22 protein-coding genes and 1 tRNA gene are annotated in these 23,421 nt (G+C 41.6%); 13 read left to right on the top strand and 10 right to left on the bottom strand.

From position 1 onward, the window contains the following. Nucleotides 1–167 precede the first annotated feature (167 nt). The 5 genes from R2Q80_RS14790 to R2Q80_RS14770 all read left to right on the top strand — a co-directional run bounded on the left by R2Q80_RS14790 (nucleotide 168) and on the right by R2Q80_RS14770 (nucleotide 3,596). Nucleotides 168–938 carry a PASTA domain-containing protein gene (locus R2Q80_RS14790; protein ID WP_316800330.1) on the top strand — a complete coding sequence of 257 codons (771 nt, stop codon included), beginning with the start codon at nucleotides 168–170 and terminating at the stop codon, nucleotides 936–938. Nucleotides 939–955: 17 nt separating this feature from the next. After that, the gene (gene mltG / locus R2Q80_RS14785) at nucleotides 956–2,011 is read left to right on the top strand and encodes an endolytic transglycosylase MltG (RefSeq protein WP_316800329.1); all 1,056 of its coding nucleotides are present in this window, start codon (nucleotides 956–958) and stop codon (nucleotides 2,009–2,011) included. Continuing rightward, complete coding sequence (locus tag R2Q80_RS14780) at nucleotides 2,011–2,418, top strand: thioesterase family protein (RefSeq protein WP_316800328.1); 408 nt, start codon at nucleotides 2,011–2,013, stop codon at nucleotides 2,416–2,418. The genes mltG and R2Q80_RS14780 overlap by 1 nt, the downstream gene beginning before the upstream one ends. 8 nt (nucleotides 2,419–2,426) lie before the next feature. Next, complete coding sequence (locus R2Q80_RS14775) at nucleotides 2,427–3,416, top strand: YihY/virulence factor BrkB family protein (RefSeq protein WP_047800474.1); 990 nt, start codon at nucleotides 2,427–2,429, stop codon at nucleotides 3,414–3,416. Nucleotides 3,417–3,511: 95 nt separating this feature from the next. Continuing rightward, nucleotides 3,512–3,596, top strand: a tRNA-Ser gene (locus tag R2Q80_RS14770). Nucleotides 3,597–3,861: 265 nt separating this feature from the next. Here R2Q80_RS14770 and R2Q80_RS14765 read toward each other — a convergent pair. From R2Q80_RS14765 to R2Q80_RS14750, 4 genes are all read right to left on the bottom strand, one after another. Further along, on the bottom strand, nucleotides 3,862–5,082 hold the full coding sequence (locus tag R2Q80_RS14765; RefSeq protein ID WP_316800327.1) for a DUF4374 domain-containing protein: 1,221 nt from the start codon (nucleotides 5,080–5,082) through the stop codon (nucleotides 3,862–3,864). A gap of 18 nt (nucleotides 5,083–5,100) precedes the next feature. Then, complete coding sequence (locus R2Q80_RS14760; protein WP_316800326.1) at nucleotides 5,101–7,452, bottom strand: TonB-dependent receptor; 2,352 nt, start codon at nucleotides 7,450–7,452, stop codon at nucleotides 5,101–5,103. 333 nt (nucleotides 7,453–7,785) lie between these two features. After that, nucleotides 7,786–8,178, bottom strand: coding sequence for a response regulator transcription factor (locus tag R2Q80_RS14755; protein ID WP_047800471.1), 393 nt, complete (start codon nucleotides 8,176–8,178; stop codon nucleotides 7,786–7,788). Between the two features lie 42 nt (nucleotides 8,179–8,220). Beyond that, nucleotides 8,221–8,985, bottom strand: coding sequence for a DeoR/GlpR family DNA-binding transcription regulator (locus R2Q80_RS14750; RefSeq protein WP_047800470.1), 765 nt, complete (start codon nucleotides 8,983–8,985; stop codon nucleotides 8,221–8,223). Between the two features lie 155 nt (nucleotides 8,986–9,140). Here R2Q80_RS14750 and R2Q80_RS14745 point away from each other — a divergent pair, with 155 nt between their 5' ends. Genes R2Q80_RS14745 through R2Q80_RS14735 form a run of 3 tightly spaced genes read left to right on the top strand, consistent with a single transcriptional unit; the run spans nucleotide 9,141 to nucleotide 12,987 of the window. Beyond that, nucleotides 9,141–10,748 (top strand): glycerol-3-phosphate dehydrogenase/oxidase, encoded by a 1,608-nt coding sequence (locus tag R2Q80_RS14745; protein ID WP_316800325.1) that lies wholly within the window; start codon nucleotides 9,141–9,143, stop codon nucleotides 10,746–10,748. 28 nt (nucleotides 10,749–10,776) lie between these two features. Further along, the gene (locus R2Q80_RS14740) at nucleotides 10,777–11,451 is read left to right on the top strand and encodes a 3'-5' exonuclease (protein ID WP_316800324.1); all 675 of its coding nucleotides are present in this window, start codon (nucleotides 10,777–10,779) and stop codon (nucleotides 11,449–11,451) included. Between the two features lie 3 nt (nucleotides 11,452–11,454). Beyond that, the gene (locus tag R2Q80_RS14735) at nucleotides 11,455–12,987 is read left to right on the top strand and encodes a DUF294 nucleotidyltransferase-like domain-containing protein (protein ID WP_316800323.1); all 1,533 of its coding nucleotides are present in this window, start codon (nucleotides 11,455–11,457) and stop codon (nucleotides 12,985–12,987) included. 25 nt (nucleotides 12,988–13,012) lie between these two features. Here the strand turns inward: R2Q80_RS14735 and chrA are convergent, their stop codons facing one another. Then, the gene (gene chrA, locus R2Q80_RS14730) at nucleotides 13,013–14,236 is read right to left on the bottom strand and encodes a chromate efflux transporter (RefSeq protein WP_316800621.1); all 1,224 of its coding nucleotides are present in this window, start codon (nucleotides 14,234–14,236) and stop codon (nucleotides 13,013–13,015) included. Continuing rightward, the gene (locus tag R2Q80_RS14725) at nucleotides 14,229–14,564 is read right to left on the bottom strand and encodes a tetratricopeptide repeat protein (protein WP_047800467.1); all 336 of its coding nucleotides are present in this window, start codon (nucleotides 14,562–14,564) and stop codon (nucleotides 14,229–14,231) included. The genes chrA and R2Q80_RS14725 overlap by 8 nt, the downstream gene beginning before the upstream one ends. A gap of 127 nt (nucleotides 14,565–14,691) precedes the next feature. Between R2Q80_RS14725 and R2Q80_RS14720 the strand changes: the two genes are divergently transcribed. The 5 genes from R2Q80_RS14720 to R2Q80_RS14700 all read left to right on the top strand — a co-directional run bounded on the left by R2Q80_RS14720 (nucleotide 14,692) and on the right by R2Q80_RS14700 (nucleotide 19,830). Further along, nucleotides 14,692–15,429 carry an electron transfer flavoprotein subunit beta/FixA family protein gene (locus R2Q80_RS14720; protein WP_316800322.1) on the top strand — a complete coding sequence of 246 codons (738 nt, stop codon included), beginning with the start codon at nucleotides 14,692–14,694 and terminating at the stop codon, nucleotides 15,427–15,429. Nucleotides 15,430–15,504: 75 nt separating this feature from the next. Next, nucleotides 15,505–16,473: an electron transfer flavoprotein subunit alpha/FixB family protein gene (locus R2Q80_RS14715; RefSeq protein ID WP_316800321.1), complete on the top strand. Its 969-nt coding sequence runs from the start codon at nucleotides 15,505–15,507 to the stop codon at nucleotides 16,471–16,473. 51 nt (nucleotides 16,474–16,524) lie between these two features. Further along, nucleotides 16,525–17,136, top strand: coding sequence for a bifunctional nuclease family protein (locus tag R2Q80_RS14710; RefSeq protein WP_316800320.1), 612 nt, complete (start codon nucleotides 16,525–16,527; stop codon nucleotides 17,134–17,136). A 162-nt stretch (nucleotides 17,137–17,298) separates the two neighbouring features. After that, on the top strand, nucleotides 17,299–18,684 hold the full coding sequence (locus R2Q80_RS14705; protein ID WP_316800620.1) for a nucleoside permease: 1,386 nt from the start codon (nucleotides 17,299–17,301) through the stop codon (nucleotides 18,682–18,684). A gap of 24 nt (nucleotides 18,685–18,708) precedes the next feature. Next, a complete protein-coding gene (locus tag R2Q80_RS14700; protein WP_316800319.1) occupies nucleotides 18,709–19,830 on the top strand; it encodes a DUF3667 domain-containing protein in 1,122 nt (373 codons plus the stop codon). Nucleotides 19,831–19,861: 31 nt separating this feature from the next. On the opposite strand, the gene R2Q80_RS14695 is transcribed toward R2Q80_RS14700, so the two are convergent. From R2Q80_RS14695 to R2Q80_RS14680, 4 genes are all read right to left on the bottom strand, one after another. Then, a complete protein-coding gene (locus R2Q80_RS14695; protein WP_316800318.1) occupies nucleotides 19,862–20,491 on the bottom strand; it encodes a DUF6266 family protein in 630 nt (209 codons plus the stop codon). A gap of 270 nt (nucleotides 20,492–20,761) precedes the next feature. Beyond that, nucleotides 20,762–22,051 (bottom strand): citrate synthase, encoded by a 1,290-nt coding sequence (locus R2Q80_RS14690; RefSeq protein WP_316800317.1) that lies wholly within the window; start codon nucleotides 22,049–22,051, stop codon nucleotides 20,762–20,764. Nucleotides 22,052–22,187: 136 nt separating this feature from the next. Further along, entirely contained in the window at nucleotides 22,188–22,715 is a 528-nt protein-coding gene (locus tag R2Q80_RS14685; protein WP_316800316.1) for a DUF3347 domain-containing protein, read from the bottom strand. 96 nt (nucleotides 22,716–22,811) lie between these two features. Next, nucleotides 22,812–23,354: a hypothetical protein gene (locus R2Q80_RS14680; RefSeq protein WP_316800315.1), complete on the bottom strand. Its 543-nt coding sequence runs from the start codon at nucleotides 23,352–23,354 to the stop codon at nucleotides 22,812–22,814. Nucleotides 23,355–23,421: the final 67 nt, after the last annotated feature.

Here is a 23,421-nt window from a genome sequence, read left to right as displayed (position 1 = left end):
TCAAAAATATAAATATCTTTGTGCTTTATTTAATTTTGAGCAACAGAAATAGAAATTGATGGTATCGTATTTGCGGTTATTGAATCGCAATCCATTCATTGATGACTATTGAAAAATTAAATAAGTACATTTGATTTTATACGAATAAACCCCAGCATTTACCATTCATGTCTAAATTTATAGATTATTTAAAAACCAAGTCTTTCAGAAGCAATCTATTAGCCGCAGTATTAACCGTGATTGGCCTTTTGCTGATTGCATTTTTCAGTCTGAGATATTATACTAAACACGGTCAGGGACTAAACGTACCAACAGTAAAAGGTTTGTCTTTTGAACAGGCTGTTCAGAAACTGGAAGAGGCGGGTTTAAAATATGAAGTTGATTCTGTTTTTATCATGGACCAGCCTGCAGGCATTGTGATTGATCAGGATCCTGATCCTAATACTTTTGTTAAAGATAACAGAACCATTTACCTGACCATCAATGCGGGTAAAATACCAAATACCAAATTCCCTGATATTGCATTTAAAACGTTGAGGGAAGCACAGGCCATTATTGAAAGTTCCCGGTTAAAACTGGGTGATACCACCTACAAACCCGACGTAAGCAGAGATGTAGTATTGGAAGCCTCTTTTGGCGGCGCACCCATCCAACCCGGAGACATCATCCCTGTAGGATCAAGAATTAATCTGGTACTGGGTGATGGCAGAGGTAACGAAGAAGTAGATGTACCACAGCTGGTGGGCTTAACCGTAGATGAAGCTAAATTCAGCTTGAAAGGTTCCAATTTAACTTTGGGCAATATCATCTACGAAGGCGCCATCACCGACAGCGCAAATGCAGTAATCACCAGGCAAGATCCTATGCCTGCTGATTCTTTAACCAAGGTAGCCATCGGAACAAAAATTAACATTACCTTATCTAATAAACAACCATAACTTTCCGTTAAAGAGAAATGACTGATACAGAAAAAAAGAACATGAGTACTGGCAAAAAAGTTTCCATAACCGTTGCCTTGATTATCATACTGGTAGCAGGTTACTTTGCATTGAACCTGTACCGCCTGTACTTTGCCCCCAACATTACTGAGAACCAGAAATATTTATATATTAAAACCGGGAGCAGTTACGATCAGCTGGTGGCTAACCTGAAACAAAAAGACATCGTAAAAAGCATTTCAGCCTTCACGGCTGCGGCCGGAAAAATGAACCTGGCAAATAATGTAAAGCCGGGCCGCTACCGCTTAACACATGGCATGACGAACAGAACGCTGATCAATATGATTAAAGCAGGTAATCAGGATCCCGTTAAGCTGAAGTTTCAAAATATCCGTAAAAAAGAAAACTTTGCAGCCTATCTGGCCAGCAATCTTGAAGCCGATTCCCTCAGCTTTATTCAGGTGCTGGACTCCACTGCACTCATCAGTAAATATGGCTTCAATCAGGATAATATCTATGCGATGTTTATTCCAAACACCTATGAAATGTACTGGAATATCTCGCCTGTTGAATTCTTTGAACGTATGCACAAGGAATATGATTCCTTCTGGACTGCTGAGCGCAAACAGAAGGCAGCCAGTTTAAATCTGACACCGGCGCAGGTCTACACCCTTGCATCCATAGTAGATGCCGAAGCACTTTATGATAAAGAAATGCCCATCATTGCCGGTTTATATCTGAACAGGTTAAACAAAGGTATTTTATTGCAGGCAGATCCTACTGTAATTTTTGCCAATGACGATTTCACCGTAAAAAGGGTAACCGGTAAGTTGCTTCAGGTGCAATCGCTTTACAATACTTACAAATATGCAGGTTTGCCTCCGGGCCCGATCATGATGCCAAGCATCAAAGCCATCGATGCCGTATTAAACCGTGATCAGAACAATTATATTTACATGTGTGCCAAAGAAGATTTTTCGGGATACCACAATTTCGCAGAAACCAAAGCACAACATGAAATTAACGCCAGGAAATATCGCGAAGCTTTAAATAAAAGAAATATCTTCAGATAATGTTTACTTACGAAACGAAAGTGAGGGTTCGCTATGCTGAAACCGATCAAATGGGTGTAGTACACCACGGTAACTACGCTCAATATTATGAAATTGCCCGAACGGAATGCTTTGAAGCCTGTTCAGGCATGTCCTACGAATCAATGGAAGCTGAAGGGGTTATGCTCCCTATTCTCGAGATGACCTCGAAGTTTTTGAAGCCTGCTTTATATAATCAGGTGTTAACAGTAAAATCGATTGTAAAAGGTTTGCCGACAGTACGGCTAAAGGTCGATTACGAGATATATAATGAATCAAACGAGTTGATTAATATCGCTTCAACCACACTGGTTTTCGTAGACAAGGTAACAAGAAGACCTTGCCATCCGCCAAAAAGTTTTATGGAGCATGTTAGTCAATACTTTTAGTTAATTCAATGGAATGGTTACACCGGCAATTATTACATCTTAAGTTCTATTCGAGGTTTATCGAATGGACTAAAGGATGTATATTACCCGGATTTAGCCCGCTTCCACTGTATACAGTTGCCACTTTCTTTTTTCGGGAAATAGGAAAAGACACCCTGGTAAATAAATCCTCTTCACTGGCGTACAGCTTTATGCTGGCCATTTTTCCAGGGATTATCTTCCTCTTTACACTCATCCCATTTATCCCGATCAATGGATTCCAGGATCAGCTGCTGAACTTAATTCAGCTGGTGTTGCCCCGCAATGCCTACGAAGCCTTTGAAACAACACTAAAAGATATTGTTAAAAACCAGAATACAGGATTACTATCTTTCGGATTTTTATCAGCTATATTTTTTGCTACCAATGGCGTTAAAAACCTAATGAAAGCTTTCAATAAGTCGTCCCTGATCATCGAAACGCGGAGCTGGCTCAGGCAGCGCCTCATTGCCTTTATTCTTACTTGTGTTATCTGCTTCTCTATCATCGTGTGCATCAGCGCCATGGCTATTGGTGAGGTACTGCTAACCAGTATTAAGGATGAGTTACACATCAAAGCAGGATTACTGGTTTACATCATTCAGTTTTCGCGTTGGGCAATTCTGGCCGTGTTGTATTTCACCACCATCTCCATTTTATACCGTTATGGGCCATCACATACCAAAAAATGGAAGTTATTTAGTGCCGGTGCCTGGTTAGCTACCCTCTTGGCATTTGTGACCATCTGGGGCTTTTCTTTTTACATTAACCACTTTGCTTCATACAATAAAGTTTACGGATCCATAGGTACTTTAATCGTGATTATGATCTGGCTTTACCTCAACTCCCTCATTCTGCTGATTGGTTTTGAGCTGAATGCAAGCGTAGATGTGAGTAAAAGAAGCGTAAAGATTATCCGCCCTACCTTCAATTTATTCAAAAAATCAGCTCCTATCGAGGATGATTTGCATAAGAAATAATTTTTTCCTCCTCATTGTTAAGTAATTATCAATTTAATATAAAAAAAAGACCTCCGCAGTTTGCAGATTTAACCAGAGTTCGTACTTTTGCCTCCGGAAAGCTGGCAGAGTGGTCGAATGCGGCAGTCTTGAAAACTGTTGACTGTAACAGGTCCGGGGGTTCGAATCCCTCGCTTTCCGCACAAAAAAACGAAAGCCCGACGATAGTCGGGCTTTCGTTTTTTTCAGTCCACCTAAAGTCTACCTCAACTCAACCTTTTCTCTACGTCCAATCTACACCAACCTGCGGTTAGTTCCGGGATAACCTCGAGTCAACTGGCCAACGAACTCAAGAGGACAGCATCCCTCCCACAAAAAAAGGATGCCCATCATCAATGAACATCCTTTTCTTAATTCCTGTACAAACTCACTACAGACCTTACAAAGTAGTGGTCAGCCAGGCTGATTAATTTACATGCTGGATCGCTGTGATTAATCCACCTTCAACTTTTAATCCTCTCGTTGCTGTGCGTGTTGACGCATTTATCTTATAAACCCAGGTAGTACCATCAGTTAAGTTTACCCCAACGTATCCTGTTGTTCCATCTTTTGGCGAATAATTAGTAGTTGTAATGCTGGCAACGCTTGCTGCATCAGGAAAGCCGCTTACCAGGTTTACTGTTTTAGCAGATACGTCCACAACTGCAAGTCTTTTACCTGTGGTATAAGCACCTTTAGTCGCCTTTGGTTCAACATTGGCAATAAATTTATTCGCACCAACATATAACCAGTTGGTAATTACATAACCGTTCGAAGCGGCTTCAAAATCCATGTAGTAAGTTTGATCAAACTCCGTAGTTCCCGATTTAATTTTGGTAATTGCAGATGGTTTCGTAGAAGTATAAACACCACCTTTAACAGCCACAGATGATGAAAACGCATAAGTATCGCCATTTTCAACCACCCCTAAGCCATCTGTAAAGTACCTGCCAATAAAGCTTGTTCTGGTATCCTTAATGGTTTTTTCATAGGTCATGGAAGGATAAGAATAAACTGCAATACCTGCATAGTCAGGGTATTCGGTTTCAAAAGTACGGCCGGTGATGGAGAAGAATGGCGCAAACACCTTCGTGCCAACCTGAGTCAACCAGCTAAAGTGAGCAATTTCGCCATTACCAGATGGTAAAACAGCATCTAAAGTACCCTCAGCGGTTTGCTTGTTCGTTTCCGAACTCACAATATACCAGTTAGCCAAAGTTGCCCCTGTAGCAGCATAAGTTCTGGGAACCTTAACCATCAGGATATCATTGTTTACAGGCGCAAAGGCCTGAACAGTGGCAGCTGTAAAATCATTTAGTTTGGTCAGTTTACCACTTTGAACCCCATAAACCGTTACAGCACCAGGATTTCCCTGACCGTATAACATACTGAAAAACTTATTGCCCAGAGTTACATAGTAACGGTATGTACCATCTTGTTCTACACCATTACCGATAATCGAAACTGATCCCGATTCAAGGTTGCTTGCCGTTACCAGATAGTCGGCAACGCCTGTCGAAGCTACAGGAGTAACCGCAAGCACATAGTTGCCCGGATTTTCAGGAACGTCATCATTGCTTTTTTTACACGCACTAAATGCAGCCGTAAATGCCAGCGCTACCAGCGCTTTTGTAATTGTTGATTTCATATTGGTTTTTTTAAATGATTAAGATTTATTAATGAAGTACCGAAGGTTGAGGTAAAAACCACGACCAGGTTTTTGCAAGCTGAAATTGTCGAACAGCGGTTTATTGGTAATATTTCTTGCTTCAAATGATATGTTGTAGCGGCCGTTTTTCATGCTGTACACGAAATTTAGATCATGAGCCATTTGCATAGGAATCACTTTTTTATCTGCGCTCGCCTCTTTGCTCCCCAGACTTGGCCAGTATAGCCAGAATGCATGGACGTATAGTAAATTATAGCCTATCGTTAAGTTGTTGCCTTTTTTGCCGAAATCGGTAAAGGTGGTACTCACATCGGTATTACCAAAGAGATATGGGATATTTGGCATCTGGTCAAGGTAAACTGGACTTTCGCCATTGTAACCCGGCTCGTATTGCTGTAAGTTCTGCAAATACTGATAGGTAACGGTTGTTCCTGCAGATAACCAGTTTTTATAAGAGTATCGTATTTCTGCATCTGCTCCAAGGGTACGAACGCCTTCCCTGTTATCTGCAACCGTTTTAGTCTGGTTATTGTTAAGCCTGTTATAAATAAAATCGGCAGAATAGCGGTAAACACCGTTTGCTGTTAACGAAAAACGGTTAATCTCATTGATCTGGAAACTATAAATTAAACCCAAATTGAGGTTGTCGCTCCGCTCTGGCTTTAATGCAGGATTAGCTTCCTGATTTTCAAGGTCACCAAAAATTTCGGTTGCCTCAGGCATTCTGTTCGTGAGTTCGTAAGAAGTTCTGAGCTGTACATTCCGATTGAAGAAGTAGGCTAACGCAAGTCCGTAACCCAACTTCTCGGTCGAAGAGGAGATGCCTCTGCTGCCAATCACATTATTCTGATAGATATATTTCCCGAAAACACTGCTGCTCCATCTATTATCTACAGCATAGCTATAACCAAAACCCAGTACATTTTTGTTCACTTTTTTAGCCGGATCTAAAGCGTTGTTATCTGGATAAAGAATATTGTCCATTTTGCGGTTAAAAGTGGAGAATACATTGTTTATAGCAACAGAATGATGAGGCGCAATCTGATAGCTAACCATCGCCGTAGCCAGGCCGTTGTTATTGGTAAACTTGGAAAGCTGACCACCCTCGCGCTCCCCCATGGTAGCTTTTGGATCACGTATACCATCCCAGTCATATTTCGCATAGGCCGTATCAATCGTTTTTTCGTAACCCAGATTATAGTTAGCATTTAGCGTTACATTTAAACCCTTAACCAAATTGGATTTTTTGTATTTTAATGATGGCATAATTATCGTTCCGCGCCTGTGCAGCTGTCCGAAAACAGCATCAGGCCTTGCCCCTGTTTGTATCTCCTTGTAATTTTGTCCCAGCGTAATGCCCAGCAGAAGATTATCAGCAAACTTTTTACCTACCAGGCCTACATTTGCAATCAGCGTTTCGTTATGGTAGGTATCATTGAACCTCCTTAAAGAAGTTGCCGTAGTTCCCTGAACGTTTGCAAGCAAGCGCTGCGGTAAATCTGTCTTATAATCATTATCCGAATAATTCTGGAACGCACTCAGTTGAAAAGTAACCCCCGATTTTGTAGTTGCAGCAGCATTAACCACCGAACGGTGGGTGTTGAAGCTTCCATACGAATACGATGCATCGATATAATTCCTTTTACTGTTCCCGGTTACAATGTTTACCGCACCGCCCAACGCATCTGAGCCCAGCCACATCGGCACTACGCCCTTGTATACCTCTACCCTTTCTGCCACATTAATTGGAATATTATTGATCTGGAAAGAAGATCCGAAATTATCCATCGGGATCCCGTCAATAAAATAGCGGATATGATTTCCGGAGAAGCCATTCAACGAAACATTGAAGCTCGATCCTACTCCACCGGTTTCGCGTACACGTACACCGGCAACCTTATCCAGCGCACCCGAAATATCCAGCGTGGTGTTGTAAAGTTTTGTCGCATCGATAGCTGTAACATTAAATGCCTGGCGGTTTACCTCCTGCGCTTTGGTGCGGCCCAGTACGTTTACCGTTTCCATTTGAGCAGCATCTTCAGCAATAGTCACGTTCAGTTTGAAGTCCTGTCCCGCATTCAGTCTGATGTCTTTCTTTTGTGTTTTGAAGCCTATTGCGCTGATGTGAATGCTGTAAGCACCGGGTGCAATGTTCGTGATCCGGAAAACGCCATTGGCATCCGAGATCGTGCCATAGTTTGATTTTTGAATCTTAATAGTCGCCCCTGGAATGGGGTCGCCATTGTCCCCTTTAACAACTCCTGAAACGGTGGCGGTTAAATTTTGGGCGTAGCTGAAAATTACGTAGGCACATAGTATACCCGTTAGCAAAATTTTCTTAATTTGCATGACTTTTAACAGAGATTAAAGGTGAGCCGGTTTCCGGTTAGCCACACGGGTCCGAAACCGTGTGGCATTTTTTTTATGTCGCAAATATAGGGGTTATTTAGACTTGATCCAAATAAGAAGGACTAAATGTCAAATCAACTTAAAGCCGCTGAAAAAGAATTGGTTAAAGGCCTGTCCTGCCTAAATCACCTAAAAATGTTACAAAATGGTGCAAGCGGTCATCGATGCAAGTGGACTTTTATCGAATAGATAGGGAAAAATCCTGAGAAAAAGAAAAAGGGTTAGCCATTTCAATGGCCAACCCTTTTTCAATATAAATGAAGTTAAATCTGATTATGCTTTCGTAGCGCTTTTCGATTCACTCTTTTTAATCTGTGCATTGATGCGGTCCAATACATCGTAAATGTCGAATGGTTTACTGATATAATCGTCAGCGAACGCATCTATTGCCTTCTGCTCACTGTTATTCTGTGCCGACATCACAATAATCGGAATGTGTTTAGTAAATATATCTGTTTTTAAATCCTCGCAAATCTCTGCGCCGTTACCATCTGGTAACATCACATCCAATAAGAAAAGATCAGGCATGGCATCCTGAATGTTTTGTTTCAATTCTGCAAATGATGATGAAAGCTGAAGTTCAAAGCCTTCTTCCTCTAATAAAATCTGAATTACATTTCTAATTTCCTGATCATCTTCAAGGATGTGTATTCTCTTTTTTTCCATTTCTCAATTATACGTTTGGGTTAATTCGAATAGGGTTGGTTTCTATACGATAGTAACAGTAACACCTAAACCCTCTAAATGTTTTACAATTTGTTCAGAAATTCCTTTATCTGTGATAATATGATCTATTTCTTCCAGTCCGCAGATTTTTCCAAATCCCCTTTTACCGAATTTGGTAGAATCAGCCAGTACAATCGTCTTCTGCGACACACTGATCATCTTCCTGTTCAAATGGGCCTCCATGGCATTGGTAGTGGTTAAACCAAAATCCAGGTCTATTCCATCCACACCTAAAAACAGTTTGTTAAAATAAAAATCCTGCAGGATCATGTCTGCATAAGGACCTAAAACTGACGATGAACTTTTACGTAAAATCCCGCCCAGTTGAATCACTTCAACATTTGGTTCCCTTTGCAGTTCAAGCGCTACGTTCAATGCCGAAGTAACAACAGTTAAATTTGCTGTTGGTGTAATGTTTTTTGCAAAATAAAGGACTGTTGTTCCTGATGCAATGGCAATGGAATCATTATCGTTTAACAGCGCCGCCGCCGCCGCTCCTATCTTGTTTTTTTCAGATGATTGTATCTTCTCTTTCTCATTTACCGGGCGGTCAACAGTGTAAGGATTGTTAACGGTGGCGCCCCCGTGTGTTCTAAAAAGTAAGCTCTTATCCTCCAGAAGTTTTAAATCCTTTCTTATTGTAACCGACGAAACTTTCAACTCCTTACACAAATCAACAACATTAATGTACTGGTCACGTTGTAAACGACTCAAAATAAACTGGTGCCTTTCAGCCAAATTCATCATAGATATATATAATTAACTTGGTGCAAAATAGCAATAAAAACATTCTCACAAATATTTTACATCATTATTTAATGATTTTTTAATCCTTTGCCTGGTATGCTTGTGATTTTTATTTTATATAATTACCCATTGTTTCGTTTTGTTGCATTTTGTTAATGAAGAGGTTCCATCAATCACATATTCCACCCGGTACAGTTTTCGATATCATCATCATTGGCGGTGGTGCAACCGGATTAGGAACTGCTTTAGATGCGGCCTCCAGAGGATTTAATACCCTTCTGGTCGAGCAATCTGATTTTGCCAAAGGCACTTCCAGCAGAAGTACCAAACTGGTTCATGGAGGGGTGCGCTACCTGGCACAGGGTGATGTCGATCTCGTAAAACATGCCTTAAAAGAACGCGGCCTTCTGTGGCACAATGCCCGGCACCTCGTCAGTAAAGAAGAGTTTCTGATCCCTTGTTACAGCTGGTTTTCAGTAATTAAATACCTTGCCGGACTCACATTATACGACTGGCTCGCAGGGAAATACAGTTTTGGAAAGTCGAAATACTTTTCCCGAGAAAAGAGTATAGCCAAAATGCCTGGTATAAAAGAAAAGGGCTTAAAGGGATGTATCAGTTACTATGACGGGAAATTTGACGATGCCCGCCTGGCCGTTAATCTGGCGCAAACGGCCGTGCGATACGGTGCGACATTGCTTACATATACCAAAGTTACCGGATTAACCACAGCTAGTAGCGGAAACATCAATGGTGTGGTAACGGAGGATGTGATTACTGGTAATAAATCAACATTCAGCGCCAGGGTGGTGATCAATGCCACGGGTGTGTTTGTGGATGATATCATCAAAATGAGTAATGCGCAGGCGCGGCCAATGGTTCGCCCCAGTCAGGGGGTACATATTGTACTGCACAAGCACTTCCTCAACACTGAGGCAGCGCTCATGATTCCCAAAACCTCTGATGGCAGGGTTTTATTTGCTGTTCCCTGGCACGATCGTGTATTGGTGGGCACTACCGATACCCCTTTAAAGGAACATCTTCTGGAGCCCCGGGCACTTCAGGAGGAAATTGATTTTATTTTAAAAACCGCAGGATTATACCTTACACAAAAGCCATTGGCTGAAGATATACTCAGCGTATTTTCCGGACTCCGGCCATTAGCGGCAACTACCAACTCCGCAAAGAAAAGCACAAAGGAAATCAGCAGAGACCATAAGCTGGTTGTATCGCCCCAAAACCTGATCACCATCACTGGAGGTAAATGGACTACCTATAGAAAAATGGCAGAGGAAACGGTAGAACTCGCCGTCAGCCGCGCACAGCTGCAACCCAGGGCATGTGTCACCCACAACCTCACCATTCATGGGTCAACAGAAGCGACTGACTCTCACTACCTGAATATCTATGGGACCGACCGGCTTAAGATTGCGGAACTGATCCTCAAGAATCCTGCACTTAACCAAAAACTTCATCCCGGTTTCCCCCACGTACAGGCAGAGGTAGTCTGGATTGCACAACATGAAATGGCTGAAACGGTGGAGGACATACTAGCGCGCAGGCTAAGAGTACTATTTGTAGATGCGAAAGCTGCAAAAGAGATGGCTCCCACCGTCGGTACACTTATGGCTGCCGTTTTTCAGTTCGACCAGGCCTGGGAACAAGCGCAGGTGCAGCAATTCCACGAGGTGGCCAATGGCTATCTCGGCGACTTCCAATTCTCAGCAAAATCGCTATCTTTGGAACCAGGTGATCAATGTTAATCTGATCTCAACAGCTAATCCAAATATAGTGCAAGATTTTTTCTTATTTATCGATACTGAAACTTCCGGTTTGCCAAAAAACTGGTCGGCTCCCTACGATAAGGAAAAGAACTGGCCCTATATTATACAGTTAGCCTGGGTGATTTTTGATCAGGAATACCGGGAGGTTAAGCGCGCTAATTATTTTATCAAGTGTAGCGATTTTAAAATTGAAAAATCATCACAGAAAATACACCATATTACAGAAGCATTTCTGATGATCAATGGTGGTTCGCGTGAGGTGGCCCTTGAAGCTTTAAATCAGGACCTGATCAGGTATCAGCCACTGGTTGTCGGCCATTTTATGGAGTTCGATTACCATATGGTCAACGCCGAGCACCAGCGCATCGGAAAACCAACTGAATTGAATCATTTACCGTTATTTTGTACCATGAAAGCGAGTGCACCCTTTGTAACAAACCCCTCAAAAGAGCTTTTAAAGCTTAATGAGTTTTACGAGGCCTTATTTAATGAAGAGCCTGAAGCTTTTCATCAGGCCCTTGCCGATGCATTAAATACCTCGCGTATTTTTTTCGAGCTTAAAAGAATGGGTAATGTAACAGCAGAAAGCATTACTAAACAAAATAATAATTTTACCATTAACCATAAAGGCGCAAATCCGGAAACTGCTAAAAGTTTTATCAGCCGGTTATTTTCATTTTAATCTATGGATGAAAAATTCAGCAAATCACAGGAAGACGTCGCCGCCTCACTGGTAGCAGCCGTGAACGATCAAACTGACGTATCCAGTAATTATTTGCTTGCTGATCAGCTTTATAATACCAGAATTAATGATCTTGCCTATAAAAAGATCATCAGTTGCCTGCCTGAAACTCCAATATATCAGGCGGCACAGCAAATGGCTGCCAATAAAACCAGCTGTCTTTTCATCAGAAATCACAATCACGAATATTTAGGCTTCGTGACCGATATTACGCTTCGCGATCGGGTAATTGCCACCCAACTGGATTCGCAATCGCCCATCAGTAACGTAATGGACGAAAATATTGTGAGCATAGCAAGTGATGTATATGTGTATGAAGCACTCCTGCTCATGTTTAATACCAAATCGCGCTACCTGCTCGTTAAAAACGGACATGAATATGTAGGTTTTCTCAGTAAAAACAGGTTATTAAGTGAACAGGCCCAATCGCCACTGGTCTTCATCCAGTCGGTGAAATCAGCAGCCAATACCACCGATTTACGGTCCAAATGGCGCAAAGTGCCCGGCATCGTCGCCCAGCTGCTCGCCCGTGGCGTACATGCCGAAATTGTAAACGAGGTGGTAACCACCATTGCTGATGCCATTTCCAATAAAATCATTGAGGATGTGATTGCTAAACTCGGTCCTCCACCAGCTAAATTTGTTTTTATGGTATTGGGTAGCGAAGGACGAAAAGAACTTACGCTTAAAACCGATCAGGATAACGCCATTATTTATGAGGACACACCTGAAGAGAACAGGGCAATGGTACGGACCTATTTTCTCGATTTTGCCACGCAGGTTTCTGATAAGTTAAACTACGTTGGTTTCGTATACTGCGATGGAGATTATATGGCCACCAACCCCAACTGGACCCACTCCCTGTCGCACTGGAAATACAATTACAAAAACTGGATTGAAGAGGCCTTACCCGAAGCTGCAGTTAAGTTTGCCGCTTTCTTTGATTGCCGGGCCATTTATGGCGACGATAGTATTATGCAGGAGCTGCGGCTGTTCGTTGATGATGAGCTTAAAAAACCGATAGAGAAATTCTATGTATACCTGGCCAAAAATGCTTTGCTGTATGAGCCACCCCTCACCTATTTTAGAAACATCAGAACCCAGAAAATAGCAAGTAAAGAGGTTTTTGATATCAAAACAGCCATGACGCCGATTGTGGATCTGGTGCGCGTGTATGCGCTGCAAAACCGGATCTTTCAGAAAGAAAATACCGGCGAACGCCTGAGGGCATTGAAAGACATGGGCGTATTTAATGATACACAATTCAACGAGCTGATGCAGTCTTACTACTACCTGATGGGCTTGCGGTTGAAAAATCAATCGCGACAAATCATTGCTGACCACGCTGCCCCCAATAATTTCATCGAAATCAACAGCCTCACTAAAATTGATAAGGTTACCCTGATCGAAATTTTTAAAACCATTCAGAATTTCCAAAGCGGGATTAAGATGAGGTTCACCAACAGCCTGGGCTAATGGATTTGGTTATGCTTCGAAAAGCTTAAAACAAATACCCGATCAAAATACCGATCAGCACAATAACCGGCGGACTGATTTTAGTGAAATTCAACAGCAGAAAAGTAGCCACCATAATGCCCATAAAAAGCCAGTTAAGACTCATGGGGATTAATAACAGGATAAAAGCCGCAATGATAAAGCCTACACTTACGGCATTGATACCCGATAAACTATGACGGATTCTGGATATCTTTTTTAAATCATCCCAGAACGGAACAATAAACAGCACCAGGATTAATCCCGGCAGGTTAATCCCGATCACCCCAATTAAACCGCCCAGTATTTGTCCGGTCATGCCATAGCCAAAGTTTCTCATGCTCAGGGCACCCAGATAACTGGTGAAAGAAAACGTAGGGCCCGGCAGTGCTTGCTGTAAGGCAAACCCCGATAAAAAACCGGAAGAGCTCAGGTAGTGCTTCATCTCTACAAACTCGGTAAACATCAGTGGCACCAATACCTGCCCGCCACCAAACACCAGGATACCGTTACGGTAAAAGTTTTCCAGTAAACGTATAGGCAAACTGAAAGGTGATGTTCTGTTAATTACCGCACCAACCATCGCAAACAGCAGCAGCGCACCTAAAAAGTAAATCATTTTTCTGGGATTGATGTTCGAGAATAACTTTACCCGAAGCTCGGTTTCTTCTTTTGGTGTTTCAATAGCCGAAGAAATAATTCCCCCCACCAGAATGGCCAATGGAAAAACATAAGCGTTGCGTAGTACAAATGTGGCTACCACCGCACCGACAGCCAGAAATACAGATACCTGCGAAGTGAGTACTTTTTTGCCCAGTTGCCAGGCACCATAGGCCACAATTCCCAGCGCAATGGGCTGAATGTACTCTAATATGTCATTGAACTTCTGCTTCTGATCCAATAAGGCATAACTGATGGCGGCAAAAGTCATGACCGCTGCCGTAGGCAAAATCCAGATCAGAAAGGTAATAATTGCCAGTTTAAGCTTACCTACTTTCCAGGCAATACCAACTAAAGTTTGTGTAGAGGCCGGACCCGGAAGTACCTGAGCCAGTGCATTTAATTCCAATAACTCTTCTTCTGAAATGAACTTCGTGCCCTGCACAAAATACTTTAAAAGCAAGGCTAAATGGGCCTGCGCACCACCAAAGGAAGTAAACGTGAAAAAGAGTACGTTTCTGATGAAAAGCCACTGCCTCTTGGCGGCTATAGGTTTTGCCGGATTAATCATCTTCGTAATCCAGGCCTGCTGCGGTATTGTAAGCGCCTTGTAACTCCGAGAATGCATGCATATCCCGCTTGTTCCGGGCTACCACCATCCCTTTCTGGTAAACCTCAATCGCCTTCTCTTTCTGATTGTCTTTTTCCAGCAACTTGCCAAGGTGATAGTACGTGCCTACATAATCCGGGTGCTCATCAGTTAACTTAAGGTAAAAAGAATAGGCTTTTTCCTTATCATCCTGAGCGTTATACTCTGTGGCTAAGGCATATAATATAAACGGATCGTTAGGATCACTTTCTAAAAACTCCAATAACTTGGCTAAACGTGTAGATGACATTTTATTTCCTTGCTTTTTTAATTAAATTTGCAACAGACCTTATATATAATTCAAAACAAATATGAAACATTTATAGGCATCTTTATTGCTTGTTCAGATTCATATCACTTAAAAATCAATTTAACATATGAAAATATTAGTTTGTATCAGTAACGTGCCCGACACGACGACAAAAATAACTTTTACCAACGATAATACCGAATTCAATACTGCCGGAGTTCAGTATATTGTTAATCCTTATGATGAAATTGCATTATCAAGGGCTATTGAACTAACCGAAGGTGGTAAAGGCACCGTAACCGTAATTAATGTGGGTGAGGCTGCTAACGATCCAACCATCAGAAAGGCATTAGCCATTGGTGCCGATGATGCGGTACGTGTAAATGCTGCTCCACGCGATGCCTATTTTGTAGCAAAGCAAATTGCTTCTTACGCTGCAGATAAAGATTTTAATGTGATATTAACCGGCCGCGAATCCATCGACTTCAATGGAAACCAGGTTGCCGCTATGGTTGGCGAATTTTTAGACATCCCTTCTGTTTCCATCATCAAGAAACTCGATTATGACGGAAGCACAGCAACCATCGAAAGAGAAATTGAAGGCGGAAAAGAAGTGTTAACGGTTACTGGGAAGTTTGTAGCCAGCTGCGCTGAAGGCGTTGCTGAACCTAAAATCCCGAACATGCGTGGTATTATGAGTGCCAGAACAAAACCTTTAACTGTTGTAGAGGCGGTTGCAATTGATGCCGTGACCAAAGTAACCAAATATGAAACTCCTGCCCCACGTGGTGCTGTAAAATTAATCGCTGCAGATCAGGCTGAATCTTTAATCGGACTATTACACAGCGAAGCTAAAGTGATCTAATCCGGATTCCCTGAAGGTAAATATTAACTATCCAATCGTTTACACCATCCTTTTTAAGGATCAAGAAATAAATATATGTCAGTATTAGTATATGTAGAGCAAGCTGAAGGTAAGTTTAAAAAATCTGTTTTTGAAGCAGTTTCCTATGCCAAAGCAATTGCCGATCAGCAGTCAACTGGTTTAACTGCCATCTCCATTGGCGACGTGGCCGAAAGCGAATTAAAAGAATTAGGTAAATACGGTGCATCGAAAGTGTTGAACGTAAGTGCTGAGCAGCTGAAAACATTTGTGAACCAGGCTTATGCCAGCGTAATTGCTGCTGCAGCTGAAAAAGAAGGCGCAGATATCATCGTGCTTTCCAACTCTTTCTCAGGTAAAGGTTTGGCGCCCCGTATTGCGGTAAAACTCCAGGCAGGTTTAGCAGACGGGGCAGTTGAGCTTCCAAGCACTGACGGAAAGTTTGCCATTAAAAAAACAGCCTATTCGGGAAAAGCTTTTGCCATTACCGAATTGACATCTGCCAATAAAGTCATCGCATTGAATCCGAATGCATTTGGAGTAAAAGAAAATGCCACAGACATCGCCATCGAAAATTTTGCTGCTGATGTAAAACAATCCGATTTAGGTACGGTGATCAAAGATATCGTTCGTGCTTCGGATAAGGTATCATTACCTGATGCTGAACTGGTGGTTTCGGCAGGGAGAGGATTGAAAGGTCCGGAAAACTGGGGAATGATTGAAGAGCTTGCAGCCTTATTGGGTGCTGCAACGGCTTGTTCTAAGCCGGTTTCTGATGCCGATTGGAGACCTCACTCAGAACACGTTGGACAAACCGGGATTGCTATCAGTCCTAATTTGTATATTGCAATCGGAATTTCAGGAGCGATCCAGCATTTAGCAGGTGTAAGCTCCTCAAAAGTGATTGTTGTTATCAATAAAGATCCTGAAGCACCTTTCTTTAAGGTTGCAGATTATGGCATCGTGGGCGATGCTTTTGAAGTTGTTCCTAAATTAATTGAAGCTTTAAAAGCACATAAAGGGTAAGACTGATAAGACCTTATGGGTTTTCCAAACCTGTAAGGTCTTCGTTTATATATGAAAAAAGTTAAGTTAGATATTGTAGGTTTATCTTACAGTCAGACACAATCCGGCGCTTATGCCCTGGTTTTAGGTGAAGTAAACGGACGTAGGCGCCTCCCCATTATTATAGGTGCCTTTGAGGCGCAGGCCATTGCCATCGAAATTGAGAAAATGACCCCAAGCAGGCCCTTAACTCATGATTTGTTCAAATCGATGGCCGATACTTTTCATATCAATATTCAGGAAATCATTATTTATAATCTGGTAGACGGCGTTTTTTATGCCAAACTGATTTGTAGCGACGGGAAAAATACGCATGAGATTGATGCCCGCACATCTGATGCGATTGCTCTCGCCGTGCGCTTCGATGCCATGATTTATACCTATGAGTTTATTCTGGCTTCGGCAGGGATTGTAATTGAAGGTAATGATTTTCTTTTTCTGGAAAATATGGACTCTATTGCCAAAGAACCTGAAGCAGAAAGCATGACAGCCACCCCGCAACAGGGATTTGGGGATTTAACCACTGAAGAGTTGCAGCAAAAATTACAGGAAGCTATTGCCGATGAAGCTTATGAAAAAGCTGCAAGGCTGAGAGATGAACTGAATAAACGGGGAAAATCATAAAACCGGGTGAATTTTCATCTTTTTTCATGAAAACAACAGATAAAATACAGCCATAATAGAACAGGCCCAAATTGTTTAAAATAATTTGGGCCTTTTTTTAAATATCTTTTAAAATAGTTCTATATTCAACCTTTACTTTCAAAAATCAAACAACACGATATGATGAATGTTAAGTTTCGCTTAACGCTGATGAGCTTTATGCAGTTTTTTGTATGGGGCGCCTGGTTAATTACAATTGCAAATTATTGGTTCGGAACAAAACAATGGGATGGTACACAGTTTGGTGCCATATTCGCGACCATGGGATTTGCATCCTTGTTCATGCCTACCTTAACAGGAATCATAGCAGATAAATGGGTAAATGCAGAAGTATTGTATGGTATCCTTCATATTTTATACGCAGCCGTACTCTTTTATCTTCCGCAGGTGGAAAGTCCGAATGCTTTTTTCTGGACCATCCTGATAGCCATGTGCTTTTATATGCCTACCATATCATTAAGTAATTCAATATCATACACCACATTGAAATCGGGTAACCTTGATGTGGTGAAAGACTTTCCGCCCATCCGCGTATGGGGAACGGTGGGTTTCATTGCAGCCATGTGGATTACCAACCTCAGTGGCAGTAAAGCAAGTGCAAATCAGTTCTACATTGCAGGTACGGGCGCATTATTATTGGGTATTTATAGTTTTAGTCTCCCTAAATGCAAACCAAGTAAACTGATATCGGAGAAAGCCTCGCTAATGCAAACTTTAGGTCTGGAGGCCTTCAAGCTTTTTGCAAACTACAAAATGGCTTTGTTCTTTATCTTTTCCATGTTTCTGGGTGGTGCATTACAACTTACCAATGCCTACGGCGATGTTTTCCTGGATGAGTTTAAACACTTTCCAAGATATGTAGATTCTTTTGTGGTGCGCTATTCTACCATCATCATGTCGATATCTCAGGTTTCAGAAACCCTCTTCATTCTGGCGATTCCATTCTTTTTAAAGCGTTTTGGAATTAAAAAGGTAATGATTATTGCCATGCTTGCCTGGGTGTTCCGCTTTGGCTTGTTTGCTTATGGCAACCCTGCCGGAAATTTATGGATGATTATCCTTTCTTGCGTAGTTTACGGTATGGCCTTCGATTTCTTTAACATCTCAGGCTCACTTTTCGTAGAAACTTCCACTACCCCTAAAACCAGGTCTTCAGCCCAGGGCATGTTTATGATGATGACCAACGGATTCGGTGCCGTTTTCGGTAGTCTGGTTTCAGGATGGATGATCGATAAATATTTCACCCGTTCATTTTCAAACCTACAGGCCACATCAGAATTTGTAGGTGCCGAAAGTACCAATAGCCACCTTATTGATTTTGTAAAAAGTCAGGGCGTCAGCATCCTAGCAGATGGCTCCTTTGATAAAGCCATTCACATGAAAGACTGGCACCATATCTGGCTGTCGTTCACCATTTATGCTTTGTTGATTACCATTCTTTTTGCGTTGATGTTTAAACACAAGCACACCATCGCCGAAGAGAAAGCCATAGATGCCATTACCCATTAAAATTTTTTATCTCGAAATACGCTCATGTCTGCCGGAAAATATAGAAAAGAACACAATTGCCTGAACTGTGGATCGCATGTAGAAAAACATTATTGCAGCGACTGTGGTCAGCCTAATTTAGAACTTAAGGAAAGCTTCTGGGGCTTTATCAGCCACAGCATTGCCCACTATTTTCATTTCGACAATAAGTTCTTTCAAACTTTAACCCCCCTGCTCACTCAGCCTGGTCAGGTAACGCTCGATTACCTTGCCGGTAAACGTGCCCGCTACATCAATCCGGTGAGCATGTACATCTTTGTTTCCATCGTTTATTTTTTGGTGGCGTACTCCCCCAAACATACATCCAAAGAAAAAGAGCATGTGAGCGTGGAGACACAAAACAAGCAGAGAGCAGCGCTCGATTCTGTTGATAAACGCCTGGGTGCCGCGGGCATTCTCAAGCATGCCCCAGGCATTGCTAACGATGTAAAACAAGGCATTAAAGAAGATATCGATAAAAGTACTTTCAAAAGCATGACTTTCCATCAGCAAACCACTGTACTTGCTGATCTGAAAAAACAAAATAAAGCCAACCGTTCTGATTCACTGTCCCGGATCATTACAAAGTTCAGTGAAATTCACGATGAACGTAATGATTCTACCTACGAAGCTTACCTCAACAGGCAGAAGCATTTGCCCCTCATGGAAAAAGACAACTGGTTTGAGCGCATGATCAAAAAGCGCTCGATTACCCTTGGCGAAAAATCAGAAGTAATTGAAGAAACCCTGGAGCATAACAGGCCTAAGCAGTACTTCCTCCTCATGCCTTTACTGGCCCTCTTCATCATGTGGAATTTCCGCCGTAACCACATTTATTACCTGGACCACCTGATTTTTACTATACACGGGATGACTGCTTATTTTATCATCTCCATATTCACCCAGCCCATTATCAAATACATTTTCGGAGCAGATTCCATCGTATCCAGTATTATTAAAATAGGCGTGGTCGTATGGATTTGCTGGTATATGTTCAAAGCACTGAAGGTGTTCTATCAACGCCAGAAAGTAGTGGGTAAAATGTTAATGATTTTCATCCTGTACTATGTGGCCTTTAGCTTCACCGAAATGATCATGCTCAATCTGATCTATTATGTGGCAGTGTAAAACAAAAATTTATTTCTGCTGCTTTTTTGCATCACAGAATTTCGATTTCACCCAGGTATTTGCTATTGCTTCTGCTTTTGCGGTCTTCTGATACGAATGCGATGTACGCATGAACTTTCATACCCGAAAAACGCTCCCCTGCATTTATCGTTGCGGTTCCGACCTGACGTCTGCATCCGGCAGTTTCAAACTTTACCTTACGCTGTTCCGGATTGTAGATCACCAGCATCACCCGGTCATCGTACCTATAGGATCCCTCTTTACTCCAGTTGAAAGTAACTAAACCTTTTTCATTGCTGCTTACTTCAACCTCCGCGGCCATGGATTGCTGCCCATAACTTAGCAATACAAGAGCCGGATCCATATAAAATCCTGCATCATCTGTGATCAGTGCATTTTTTGAATTGTAGGATTTTGCTGCTAAAAATCCCTGATAGGTTTGTGCATAGCCGTGAAACCCCACGCGGAGAAATTCTGTTAAGGGTTCGAACCATTGCTGAACATATGCAAACTTACGCTGATTTGCGAGTTCCTTCTCTGAAAAAGGGGTATGCCTTTCTCCTACTGTACGAATAACCTGCTGCCCAAATAAAGGATAGCTTACTACTTTTCCGAGTTTTCCTCTAAAGCCTCCATTGAAGCCGTTGTCTAAAATTCCCATAATCTGTTTTTTTATACAATCATAGCGATTAGGAATAATATTTGCAAGTTGATTTATAGGGACTTAACCCGGACTTGAAGGGGGGTTGGTACGGAAATGCCCCTACTAACCCCCTACCACCCCCCTGTCAATCCCCTGTAGAGCCCCCGCCAATGCAGTATTTGGGGGGTACCCTGCAATTGGTCTGGGATTGTGGAAAAGATCTGGTAAAAAACGCAAAAAGCCACAGGCTCCATGAACCTGTGGCTTAATATTTTAGCTGTATTTAGCTTACTTTCTGTCTTTGATATTTACAAAAGGGCGGTCGGTTTCACCAACGTAGATCTGACGCGGGCGACCAATTGGTTCTTTGTTTTCGTGCATTTCTTTCCATTGTGCAATCCATCCCGGTAAACGGCCAAGTGCAAACAATACGGTAAACATTTCTGAAGGGAAACCCAATGCCCGGTAAATGATTCCTGAATAGAAATCTACGTTTGGATATAATTTTCTGTCGATGAAGTACTGGTCAGTTAATGCTGCTTCTTCCAGTTTTTTGGCAATCTCCAATACCGGATCATTGATACCCAGGTTCTCCAGGATATCATCACATGCCTTTTTAATAATTTTGGCACGTGGATCGAAGTTCTTGTATACACGGTGACCAAAACCCATCATGCGGAAAGGATCGTTTTTATCTTTTGCTTTTGCAATCCATTTCTCTGTATCACCACCATCAGCTTTAATCAGTTCAAGCATGTCGATTACAGCCTGATTGGCGCCACCATGAAGCGGACCCCATAATGCGGCTATACCTGCTGCTACTGATGCGTACAAATTACAATCCGACGATCCAACAATACGTACGGTTGATGCCGAACAGTTTTGCTCGTGATCTGCATGCAGAATCAACAACTTGTTCATGGCATTCACCACAATTGGATTCACTTCATAATCTTCAGTACGCTGTCCGAAAGTCATCCAAAGAAAATTAGTTACATAATCGTATTTGTTTTTAGGATAAATAAGCGGGTTACCCAACGACTTTTTATAGATAAAGGATACGATAGTCGGTAATTTAGCCAGCAACTTGATAATGGTTAAGTTTTGCTCTTCGGCAGTTTGGTTAGGCTTTAAACACTCAGGGTAAAATGTAGATAAAGAGAAAATTAAGGAGCCTAGCTGACCCATTGGGTGAGACTTGGAAGGATAACCATCAAAAAACTTCTTCATATCCTCGTGGATCAAAGTGTGTTTGTTGATTTCAAGCTGTAGATCATCCACCTGCTGCTGCGTAGGAAGATCGCCATAGATAATCAGATAAATTACCTCCAGGAAACTTGATTTCTCTGCAAGTTCCTCGATTGAATATCCCCTGTATTTCAGGATACCTTTTTCGCCGTCTAAAAACGTGATTTTACTTTTTGTCGAACCAGTATTTTTAAAACCAGTATCTAAAGTGACAAAGCCGGTTTGATCTCTCAACTTCGAAATATCAATGGCCTTTTCGTCTTCTGTTCCTGTTATTACTGGCAATTCTATTGTCTTACCATCAACTTTGATCTCTGCAATATCTGACATATTATTGTATTGTGTTTATAGCTTTCTAAATTATATAAAATTAATATACGGGCATAACAAATCTGTTAATTTAATATGAAAATTAGGTCGGTGTGACGTAACAATCATGATTTGATTAAGATTTTCTGCTGTTTTCTTATTTGGTTTTAATTTCCTCTACCACGCTGCCACATTCCAGCATTTCATCGCCGTAGTAAGGATTTCTGATTTGCTTTTCTGAAGATAACCAGTCACCGCCATCGCCCTTGTTTGCCATCGGGCAATGTTGTACATATACTGTACCTTTTTCAAGCTCACTGCTTTTAACCAGTGCAATGATATCTGCACTTAGTGTAGTGAAATCTTTACGCTGGGTAGCCAAATCTGCCTTTGAAGCAATCTTCCCGGCAATTAAAGCGGTAGGCTCACAGCCTTCGTATCCAGCTAAACTTTTCTCAAGGATTTTTGCTGCAGCTTGTGCTTTTGAAGAATCAGATTTTACAAGGGCATTTTTTAAGTTGAAATATTGAACCAGGATGCTGTCCTTTTGGGCATCCTTCACTTTAACATCGTGATTTGCCGAAGCTGATTTAGTTGTCGAATCTGAAAGATTTTCCGATTTTTTCTCTGATTGATTACAAGCAAGTAAAGTGGCTAAAATGGCAATGCCGAATATTTTTTTCATTGTATTTGGTTTTCGGCTCAAAATAGCAATTATAATATGAAATCAATAAAAAAAGCCCTGCAAACTGCAGGGCTTCCCAATTAAATGATGTTTTAATTATAATTTGAAATTATAAGCTAATCTCAAATTGAACTGTCCTGTTTTCATAAAATACAAATCCGATGAACTGTTGTTCACATATCCTTCGTATTTGATTCCAAGATCTAAACCATTTTTCCATTCGTATCCTAACCCACCGGTGTAGATGAAGTTCATATTTGCGCCGTCTTTAACCGCTAGTCCTGATCCAAGTTCAGTAGCCAGGTACATTCTCTCAATTGGAAATACCCTTACACCGCCCAATAATGGAATAAATTCGAATTTCAAAGGACTGCCTTTCCATTTCAGGCGTGTGTAACCACCAGATGCAGTAACGGCCACAAACGGACTTAAGTCGTATTGTAATTTTAAATCTGCACCGTAACCGTAGTCCATTTCTGAACGATCAGGAAATAAGCCATAATTTACGCCTACCCCAACCTTGAATGCCATACCGCTTCCTGCTGCTGGTGTTTCCATAGTTTGGGCTTTTAAATTTGTGCTTGCGAAAATTGCAACTGCCGTTGCTGCTGTTGCGAAGAATTTAGTAATGTTTTTCATATTCGATATGTAATTTAATGATAAGGTTTATCATACTTACGTAACCGGAATGTAATCAGATTTATTA

The sequence above is a fragment of the Pedobacter frigidisoli genome (assembly GCF_032678525.1).
GTDB lineage: Bacteria > Bacteroidota > Bacteroidia > Sphingobacteriales > Sphingobacteriaceae > Pedobacter > Pedobacter frigidisoli_A.
Note: the sequence above shows the minus strand (reverse complement) of the source record. Positions and strands in the feature narration are given on the sequence as shown.

Coding starts and splice junctions, on each gene's coding strand:
- R2Q80_RS14790 (WP_316800330.1), top strand. CDS start 168: ATGTCTAAATTTATAGATTATTTAAAAACCAAGTCTTTCAGAAGCAAT.
- mltG (WP_316800329.1), top strand. CDS start 956: ATGACTGATACAGAAAAAAAGAACATGAGTACTGGCAAAAAAGTTTCC.
- R2Q80_RS14780 (WP_316800328.1), top strand. CDS start 2,011: ATGTTTACTTACGAAACGAAAGTGAGGGTTCGCTATGCTGAAACCGAT.
- R2Q80_RS14775 (WP_047800474.1), top strand. CDS start 2,427: ATGGAATGGTTACACCGGCAATTATTACATCTTAAGTTCTATTCGAGG.
- R2Q80_RS14765 (WP_316800327.1), bottom strand. CDS start 5,082: ATGAAATCAACAATTACAAAAGCGCTGGTAGCGCTGGCATTTACGGCT.
- R2Q80_RS14760 (WP_316800326.1), bottom strand. CDS start 7,452: ATGCAAATTAAGAAAATTTTGCTAACGGGTATACTATGTGCCTACGTA.
- R2Q80_RS14755 (WP_047800471.1), bottom strand. CDS start 8,178: ATGGAAAAAAAGAGAATACACATCCTTGAAGATGATCAGGAAATTAGA.
- R2Q80_RS14750 (WP_047800470.1), bottom strand. CDS start 8,985: ATGATGAATTTGGCTGAAAGGCACCAGTTTATTTTGAGTCGTTTACAA.
- R2Q80_RS14745 (WP_316800325.1), top strand. CDS start 9,141: ATGAAGAGGTTCCATCAATCACATATTCCACCCGGTACAGTTTTCGAT.
- R2Q80_RS14735 (WP_316800323.1), top strand. CDS start 11,455: ATGGATGAAAAATTCAGCAAATCACAGGAAGACGTCGCCGCCTCACTG.
- chrA (WP_316800621.1), bottom strand. CDS start 14,236: ATGATTAATCCGGCAAAACCTATAGCCGCCAAGAGGCAGTGGCTTTTC.
- R2Q80_RS14725 (WP_047800467.1), bottom strand. CDS start 14,564: ATGTCATCTACACGTTTAGCCAAGTTATTGGAGTTTTTAGAAAGTGAT.
- R2Q80_RS14720 (WP_316800322.1), top strand. CDS start 14,692: ATGAAAATATTAGTTTGTATCAGTAACGTGCCCGACACGACGACAAAA.
- R2Q80_RS14715 (WP_316800321.1), top strand. CDS start 15,505: ATGTCAGTATTAGTATATGTAGAGCAAGCTGAAGGTAAGTTTAAAAAA.
- R2Q80_RS14710 (WP_316800320.1), top strand. CDS start 16,525: ATGAAAAAAGTTAAGTTAGATATTGTAGGTTTATCTTACAGTCAGACA.
- R2Q80_RS14705 (WP_316800620.1), top strand. CDS start 17,299: ATGAATGTTAAGTTTCGCTTAACGCTGATGAGCTTTATGCAGTTTTTT.
- R2Q80_RS14700 (WP_316800319.1), top strand. CDS start 18,709: ATGTCTGCCGGAAAATATAGAAAAGAACACAATTGCCTGAACTGTGGA.
- R2Q80_RS14695 (WP_316800318.1), bottom strand. CDS start 20,491: ATGGGAATTTTAGACAACGGCTTCAATGGAGGCTTTAGAGGAAAACTC.
- R2Q80_RS14690 (WP_316800317.1), bottom strand. CDS start 22,051: ATGTCAGATATTGCAGAGATCAAAGTTGATGGTAAGACAATAGAATTG.
- R2Q80_RS14685 (WP_316800316.1), bottom strand. CDS start 22,715: ATGAAAAAAATATTCGGCATTGCCATTTTAGCCACTTTACTTGCTTGT.
- R2Q80_RS14680 (WP_316800315.1), bottom strand. CDS start 23,354: ATGAAAAACATTACTAAATTCTTCGCAACAGCAGCAACGGCAGTTGCA.